This window comes from Mitsuaria sp. TWR114, assembly GCF_007997345.1.
The window spans coordinates 1-8002 of record NZ_VOSR01000491.1 but is presented as its reverse complement, the minus strand read 5'-3'; the positions used below and the strand labels follow the sequence as shown (position 1 = coordinate 8002).

The window sequence follows — 8002 nt, the reverse complement described above, 5'->3', positions numbered from 1 at the left end:
GCGCGGCGATCAGCGAGACCTTGGGCGTGAGGTCGACGAAGTAGCGGGAGAACAGCTCCAGGTAGGTGTGGATCGCGCCGATGCGCACGCGCCCGCCGGACAGCAGCTTGGCGAGCCGCGCGCCCTGCGGGCCGGAGAAGCTGAAGTCCAGCTGGCTGGCGATGCCGCGCTCGAAGACGTCCAGGTGCTCGGGCAGCGCGAGCACCGACTGGACCATGTGCAGGTCGTGGATGCGGGCCGGGTCCAGCCGCACCAGCGCCTTGGCCAGGAAGTCCGCCTGCTTCTGGTTGTTGCCTTCGAGGCAGACGCGGTCGCCGGGCTTGAGCACCGCGTGCAGCAGGTCGACGATGGCGTCGGTCTCGACCTGCCTGCCGGTCAGGCGCGTGCCGAGCGCCTCGCGTGCCGCGCCGATCCGCGCGGCGCGGTCGCGGGCCTTGGTGTCCAGGTTGATGCGGTCCATGGGCACGGACGGTACGGGCGCCGCCGCGCCCGATCAATCAACCGCCGCGCCTGACGATTACGCGCAGCGGAATGATCGAGGCCGTCCGGGACGGCTCAGTGCCCACCCAGGCGCAGCGTGCGGCTGGCGGCGAGCAGGGCCAGCAGGTTGGGGTCGCGCTCGCGGGCGCGAAGGAAGCACAGCGCGATGGTCTGGCGCACCGCGTAGCGCTCCTGGAGGGGAATCAGCCGGACGCTGGGCGGCAGCACGGCGCGCACGCGCCCGGGCAGCAGCGTGCAGCCGATGCCGCCGCCGACCAGGTTCATCAACGAGAAGATGTCGTTGGTCTTCATCACGATCTGCGGCTCGAAGCCGGCGATGCGGAAGGCGTCGACGAAGCGGCTGTAGGTGACGAAGCCTTCCTGCAGGCTGACGAAGCGCTCCTCGGCGCAGTCCCGCAGGTCGATGGCGGCGAGCGCGGCGTAGGGGGACTGGGCCGGCGCGGCGAAGAAGACGTCATCGTCGAAGAGGGCGTGGGTCTCGAGTTCCGGTGCGGACTCGGGCAGGCCCATGACGGCGGCGTCGAGCGTGCCGTCGCGCAGGCGCTGGGTGAGGTCGGAGTTGGAGCCCAGGATCAGCTCGGCCTGCACCTCGGGCTTGCGGGCCTTGAGCGCCATGATCATCGACGGCACGGTGCCGCTGGTCAGCGAGTACAGCGAGCCGATGCGGATGCGCTCGGCGCCGTAGCCGGCGATGGCGCGCGTGGCATTGATGCCTTCGTCCATGCGCTGCAGGATCTCGCGCGCGACGTCGGCCAGCGCATGGGCCGCGTCGGTGGGCTGCAGGTTGCGGCCCTCCAGCCGGAACAGCGCGCAGCGCGTGCCGGCCTCCAGCGAATGCAGCGCGCGATGCACGCTGACCGCGCTCGTGCCCAGCCGCTCCGCGGCGCGCGCCAGGCTGCCGCTCTCCAGGAACGTGATCAGGATCTCGAGCTTGCGGAAGGTGATCTCTTCGCTGATGCGGGGGAGCATGGGGGACCGTCGGCTGGGGCGTGAGGGCCCATTGTGTCCCCGGCACGGTCAGATGCGGTTCTTGATGGCGAAGTGCGTGACGGCCTCATTGGTGAGCCGGGACAGCGGATCGATCACCGGCTCGTGCCCCTCGAGGTGCCAGCGTCGCACCTCGTAGGACGAGATCACGCTGGACACCTGCTGCCAGACCTCCTTGGGGATCGAGGCCAGGCCGCGCATGCAGTGGCCCAGGACGTCGGTCGGCTCGCCGGGCGGATCCTGCTTCCAGAGCACCGTGTAGTCGTAGCGGCCCGAGCGTGAATAGACACGGTCGACCGCGCCGCATTGGCGGGCCCATTCGAAGAAGGCGATCTCCCAGTCGCTGGGCTTGGGCTCGTCCGCCGCCTGCGAGCGTTCATGTCGCTCGCGGGCGTGGGCGAGGTCCGGCGGCGTCAACGCGACGGCGGGGCAGTCGCTGCCGCAGCAGTCGGTGGGCGGCAGGAAGGTGGACTGGATGTCCATGCCGCTGTAGAGCCCGGGAGCGAGAGAGAGCCGCCGCATCGCCTTCCACAGCGGCTTCTGGCTGTCGTACCAGGTGATGAGGATGACGTCTTCCCAGGCGCTGGAGGAGAGCAGCGAGTAACCCAGCAGCCGCTCGCCCACGGGGGCCGGTTCGTTGGCGAGGTCGCCTTCCAGCCGGTCGACGAGCTCCGTCCACTGCCACCGGTATCGGAACCGGATCAGCGAGAGCCGGCCCCAATGCGACGCGCCATGGGCTTCGATGGCGGCCTTCAGCTCCGTGCCGGCCAATTGCAGCACCATACGCGGCTTCACAAGCCGCCGGATCAGGCGCGGTTCGGCGTCCCCCGCCAGCGATGCCACGTCGCCGTGCGCGTGGAAGTCGCGCTCCACCGGCGTGGTGCCCTTCGCGTAAGCGAGGAACTGATAGTCGCCTAGCAACCTGGCGTAGGCCGTGCCGATCGAGGGCCGACTGCGCAGGAACGGCGGCCCCGCGCCGGTGGCCACTTCGGCATGGCGATCCCGCGACCATTTCCACTGCCCCTCCAACGCGTTCAGGCTGGCGAGGTACGGCGAGCCACCGGCAGTCGTCGATTGCCGGGCGATCTCGTCCGGGCGGATGATCCCCAGCGCGAGGGTGCCCACCGGTGCCTCGCCGCGGGCCTGGCCGGCCCGAGGCGTCGGGGCGGCGCCGGTCCCTGACGGCGGCGGCTCGTCCAGCGACACGAAGTAGTCCAGTAGCCGATCCATCTCCCGGCCGACGCGGTCCTCCACCAGACGCAGTGCCGCCTTGGTCCAGCCCGAATCCTGCCGTCGCGTGTTGGTGATCTGGCGGCGGCGCAGCTGCCCCACGATGTCCCCGCACCTCGCGCTGTCGCGGACGGCCTCCGCGGAGAGCGTGTGGAAGGGCGGCAGGAACGCCACGCCGGACTTGGCGGACGGGCCGCCCGCGGCTTGCTGGCGGTGCTCGGCCTGCACCCGCTCCACCTCGTCGGCCAGCGCATCGAGCAGCGACAGCCGCAGCCGGCTGGCCTCGAGGGCGACCCGGAAGGCCACGCCGCCGTCATGCCGCATCCAGTTGGCGTAGCGCTGGCTCCAGTCCTCGATGCTCGAGGGCCGTATGAGCGGCGGCGCCGAGGACGACGGCTCCGTCGGCGCCAGCTCCTGCCAGGAGGTGATGGGTGGGCAGGCCTCGGAGGCCCGCATCGCCGCGGTGATGTCGCGGGCCACATGCCATCGGATGTCTGCTGGCAGGTGCTCGAGGCGGTGGTGCTCGTCCAGCCGGAATTCCGAATGGCCGCGGAACTGCGGCATGTAGCGCTGCCGGTAGGCGCGCACCAGCGATTCCAGGCACCGGCGCTCCTGCGCGGTGGCGAGCTCGTAGGTGGTGCAGACCGGGGAGTTGCCGAAGAGGGCGCCGAAGTGCTGGAGCAGGTAGCGCCCCGTGGTGTTCCGGACCCAGTCGTTGAGCTTGGCGCGGTACTCCCACAGCACTTCATGGCGGGCCGAGGTGCCTTCGCGCGCATGGGCCCGGGCACCGCTCCGGGCATAGCCGGCGAGCAGGTCGCGGATCGCGGAGATCCAGCGACGGTCGCATTCCGGGGTGCGGCAGTCGCCGCGGTGAGCCAGCAGGTCGCAGGCGATCTGCAGGCGCGCCTCCCAGAAGTAGGAGACCTCTTCCTGGGGCCGCGGCTCGGGGTACTTGCGTTTGGCGGGACGGCCGAGGCCGCCCAGTTCGTGGACAGTGTCCGTGTCGAGGTCGAAGTGGTCGAAGCTCTCCTCGCCCGACAGGCCGAAGAGTTGCAGCGCCAGCGCTACCAGGTAGCCGCGCCCCCCCAGCGCCAGCGCCAGCGCGTCGGCCCAGACCTCCTCGGTGAAGTGGTCCCAGAAGTTTTCGTAGTGCGCCTGTGCCGTCCCGTCTGGGAACTTGATCATGCGCAGCGACTGCATCGCGGCCGCGCGCGCGGAGAAGAAGGTCTCCACGTCGGCCGGGTGGTGCCCGTCACCCTGCGCGCCGGCGAATGCGCGGTTGGAGAAGGCGATGTGGGCGCACTCGTGGTACAGCAGCGGCAGCAGGATCGGCTGCTCCATGTAGAAGTAGGCGCTGCGCACCGTCGCGAAGCGGTGGCCCGCGGCGCGCTTGTGCGGGTAGTTCCTGGCGGGATCGCCCCGATCGGTTTTGACCTCGACCTTGAAGAGCTGCGCCATGCTGGTGGGCTGATGGGTCCACGTGTGGGTGAGCGACAGGTCCTCGGTCAGCTTGGCGCTGGCGTCCGCATCGGCGGGGTCCCGGCCGGCGGCGATGGAGACGAGCTTGTGGGCCTCCCAGTTCACGTGACGGCTGTACTCCGACAGGAACTCGCCATACATCGCCGAATTCCAGCGCCGCAGCAGGATGGGCGTCGGCAGCTTGCCCGGCTGGTTCTCCAGCATCTGGATCACCTTCTCGTGGGCATGTTCCAGCTGCGTCGTGTAGTGCCGGAACACCTCGGTCAGGAAGTAGCCGCGGGTCTGGATGTACCAGAAGACGCGGTCCGAGGGCCGTCGCTGCGGCGCGTCGTCCGCCGCGTCGGGGGCATGCTCGCCGCGCAGGAGCGCGTCCACCGCGAGCCGGTAGGTCTCTTCGTGGGTGAGCTGGTTCTTGTCGAGCGCGATGATGAGTCCGCCCAGCAGCGTCCACAGGCTCAGGAACGCGCGGTCGCGGACGCAGACGCGGTAGTACTCCCGGCTGCGCTTGGGCTGGCAGCACACGACGCGGGAGAAGCCGCGCACCGCGTCGTCGGCGGCGCACTCGTGGATGATCCGGTCCAGCAGCGCCGGGTCGGTGGTCAGGCCGATGACGGTGTCCTGCAGGTGGGCGCATTCCTCGATCAGGGTGTTGAAGCGCGAGTTCGCGTCCGAGAACAGGACCCAGAGCAACTGGAGCATCGCGTCGTTGACGGCGGCGGGCTTGGCGGTCATTTGATGAGCTGCAGCAGGGTGAGGTAGATGATCAGCATCACGCCGAGCGCGATCTCGAGCACCTTGTCTCCGGGCAGGCCCATCCGATGGATGGGGGCTTCCATCTGCCGCAGGTCGACCAGTTCCCAGCGGCCGCTGGCCTGATCGCGCTCCGAGTAGCGGAACACCGGGCAGCCCATGAAGGGCGCGGTGGCGGTACGACGTTCCCATTCGGTCAGGTGGTCCGAGAGCCCGCGGTTCAGCAGCAGGAAGGCCGCCGCCCAGCAGACGCCCAGTCCCGCCATCAGCACCGGAAACTGGAAGGTCTGGTCGCCGGGCGTCACGCCGAGCGCCACCAGCAGCGCCGCCGCGCCGAGCAGCATGAGGTAGCCGATGAACAGCCATTCGTGCTGCTTGTAGGTGAAGGCCATGGCGCGGGTGTTGGACGAGGCGTTCTCCTCGACCATCAGGCCGATGCTGAGCCTCACCAGACTCCAGTAGCCGGACATGGCGGCCGCCAGGCCGGTCGGCGCGAACGGCCCGATGTGGGCATGCGTGACGTTGATCGAACTCTGCGAGAGGCGCGCACGGCGCGGCCCGTCGGCGAAATGCCCGAAGAAGCGGTCGCGGGTGGATTCGCTGAGGAAGCGGATCGCGTAGACCTGCTTGTCGCGCGATCGCGCAAGAAAGTACTCCATCGTCGGGAAGGGCTCGTGCGGACGCAGCGCGACGACATAGATGTCGGTCAGGTTGGGGCGCGCCAGACGGGCCATCAGGGCGGCGATCGCCACTGCCAGCGGCGTCCAGATCATCAGCAGATGCTGGAGGACCGCAGCAGCCCCGTGGCTCGCCGACGGTGCCGCGGCCGTCGGCGTCGCCATCACTGTCGCCGTCACTGTGGCCATCGATGTCACTGTCGCTGTCGCTGTCGCGGTCGCCATCGCGGTTGGTGCCTGCGCTGTCGCGCCCGATGCCGCGTCCGCCTGCGTGCTCCACGATGCCGCGGCCAAGTGGGGGCTCAGGGCCAGGTAATGCGCGCCGCCGACGATGGCGAGGATCAGCAGAAGGAGGGCCGCGATCCTGAACTGGTTCGGACGACCCGTCTTCAGATGAATGCGCAGCCAGGTCGCCACCAGCGCCGGCAGCCCGGCGAAGCGCACCTCCATGCGCAGCACCTGTTCCGGCGTGCATGGCGCCGGCACGGGTGCGATGGAGTAGTTCTCCAAGCCGTGTTCGATGGAGAAGCGGACCTGCAGCATCGATCGGGCACGCCGCCCGTCAGCCTAGATGGCCCAGCCGCTTGCGCCGCGCCATGCTGACCGACTGGGTCTCGGTGGCGTAGTGCCGGGTGGGTTGATCGAGCGGAAAGGGCGGATGGTCCTCGATCGACTCGAGGCGCTTCTGGTGACGGTCCAGCTTCCAGGTGAGGTCCTCGAGCCGTCCGGTCAGTTGCCTGACCAGCTCCGAGAGCCGGGACACTTCCTGGTCGAGCTGCCGTACCGTGCGCGCGGTCGGCGGCGGTCGGGCCGGCCGTCCGAGGACAGATCCTGGGCGGCGCTTCCGGTCGTCGGCTCGGCCATGGCGGTCCTTCGTTTTGGAAAAGGGCTCCATGCTCGGTGCGCCGTTGGCCGCGCGTCATCATCAGGATTGATCAGGCGCCCCCCATCCCGGCGCCCGGGAAAACGCGGATCAGGCGCTGCCGCGGCAGGCCTCGGTGGCGTCCTTCAGTCGATCGAGCCACGAGGGAGACCGGGGGCCGGGACCGCTCGCCTCGGCCAATGCGACCAGCGCCGCCAGGAGCCGTGGATCAGCCAGCGCCTCCGCCGCGTCCAGCTCGTACACATGGCAATCGGGCGTGAGCCGCTCGATAAGCCGGTCGACGATGCCGTCGTCACGCCGCCGGGCCAGGCCGACCAGCGCTTCCCCGCGCACGTCGAGGTCGGCGTCGTCGAGGTTGCGCCGCAGCGCCGCCCGGATTTCCGGCGAGTCCTCCATCCGCAGCGAGCCGAGCGCGAAGGTGGCCCAGTCGCGCACCTCGTCCGACGGGTCCGCGCTCAGGCGGATGAGCCCCGCGATCGTCTCGGGTTCCTCGTAGGACCCCAGCGCCACCGCGACCTGCCAGCGCATCCTGGCGTCGGGATGCGAGGCCAGTCGCAGCAGCGCTTGAACGCTCTCGCCATGCGGCCGCAGCCCCAGCCCGCCCACCGCCGCCCGGACCACGTCGTGATGCGGATCGGCCAGGCCGCGCAGCAGCAGGCGCTGCGTCTCCTCCTCGGCGTACAAGGCGAGCCCAGCCTGCGTGTGGCGACTGAGCTGCGCGGCGATCGAGACGCCCACGGCCCGTCGCCGGACGTTCGGGCTCGCGCACAGCGCGACGACCCGCGCCAGTACCGCGGGCGATCCGCGTCGCTGCAGGGCTTCGATCGCGCGCCAGCCCTCGTCGGCGTGCCAGTGCCGCAGCGCATGGCGCAGCAGGCGATCGACACCGAGGGACTTCCAACGGGGGCGGGCGGTGCGCTTCATCGGGGCGGCTCGCAGTCGCGGAGCCCCGACTCTACCGAGCCCGGCGCCGCGCGCCTGACGCTCATCCCGGTGGCAAGGGCCACCGGCCTCCTGGCGAGGCCGGCGACCGCTCACCGCGTCGCGGTCTCCTCTTCGCCGGTCGGCAGGCGCAGCGCGCCGGTGTTGTAGTCGTACTCGAACACCTCGCCATGCCGCGCCCAGCTGACCGCCGTCTGCAGCACGGCACCGGCCTCGGCATCGTCCAGGTGCTCGCTCAGCAGCCGCAGCACCGGCTTGTCGGGCATCTCGCCGCTGGGCTCCTGCTCCAGGCTGTGGCGGATGTGCGCGATCAGCGGCACGTGGGTGACCAGCTGCTGCCCGAAGAGATCGCGCCGCAGGCCATGCGAGCCCTCGACGTAGCGCCGGCCCAGCGAGGTGAGCTGCAGGTCGCCGCTGTCGAGCTGCGCCAGCCCCAGCAGCGCCAGCGCGTGCGCCACCGGCAGCAGCTCCGCGTCGGGCAGGCCGGCTTCCTCGCAGAGCTGTGGCAGGTCCGCGCGGCCGTCGAAGGGCGGATCGGCCAGCAGCTCCAGCA

The 8002-nt window shown here is 70.3% G+C and carries 7 protein-coding genes; all 7 read right to left on the bottom strand.

Annotated elements, in window-relative coordinates:
* Positions 1-460 (bottom strand): malonate decarboxylase subunit alpha (locus tag FUT87_RS17440; RefSeq protein ID WP_186830596.1); only part of this gene is annotated, 460 nt, incomplete at its 3' end.
* A 95-nt stretch (positions 461-555) separates the two neighbouring features.
* Positions 556-1470 carry a LysR substrate-binding domain-containing protein gene (locus FUT87_RS17435; protein WP_091721103.1) on the bottom strand — a complete coding sequence of 305 codons (915 nt, stop codon included), beginning with the start codon at positions 1468-1470 and terminating at the stop codon, positions 556-558.
* A 48-nt stretch (positions 1471-1518) separates the two neighbouring features.
* Positions 1519-4929, bottom strand: coding sequence for a hypothetical protein (locus FUT87_RS17430; RefSeq protein ID WP_147241832.1), 3411 nt, complete (start codon positions 4927-4929; stop codon positions 1519-1521).
* The gene (locus tag FUT87_RS28965; RefSeq protein ID WP_186830595.1) at positions 4926-6167 is read right to left on the bottom strand and encodes a hypothetical protein; all 1242 of its coding nucleotides are present in this window, start codon (positions 6165-6167) and stop codon (positions 4926-4928) included. Before FUT87_RS28965 ends, FUT87_RS17430 begins: the two co-directional genes overlap by 4 nt.
* Positions 6168-6186: 19 nt before the next feature.
* Positions 6187-6387, bottom strand: coding sequence for a hypothetical protein (locus FUT87_RS17420; protein ID WP_147241831.1), 201 nt, complete (start codon positions 6385-6387; stop codon positions 6187-6189).
* A 210-nt stretch (positions 6388-6597) separates the two neighbouring features.
* Positions 6598-7431, bottom strand: coding sequence for a HEAT repeat domain-containing protein (locus tag FUT87_RS17415; protein WP_147241830.1), 834 nt, complete (start codon positions 7429-7431; stop codon positions 6598-6600).
* Positions 7432-7541: 110 nt separating this feature from the next.
* The coding region (locus FUT87_RS17410; protein ID WP_186830594.1) for an AAA-associated domain-containing protein at positions 7542-8002 on the bottom strand (461 nt) is incomplete at its 5' end.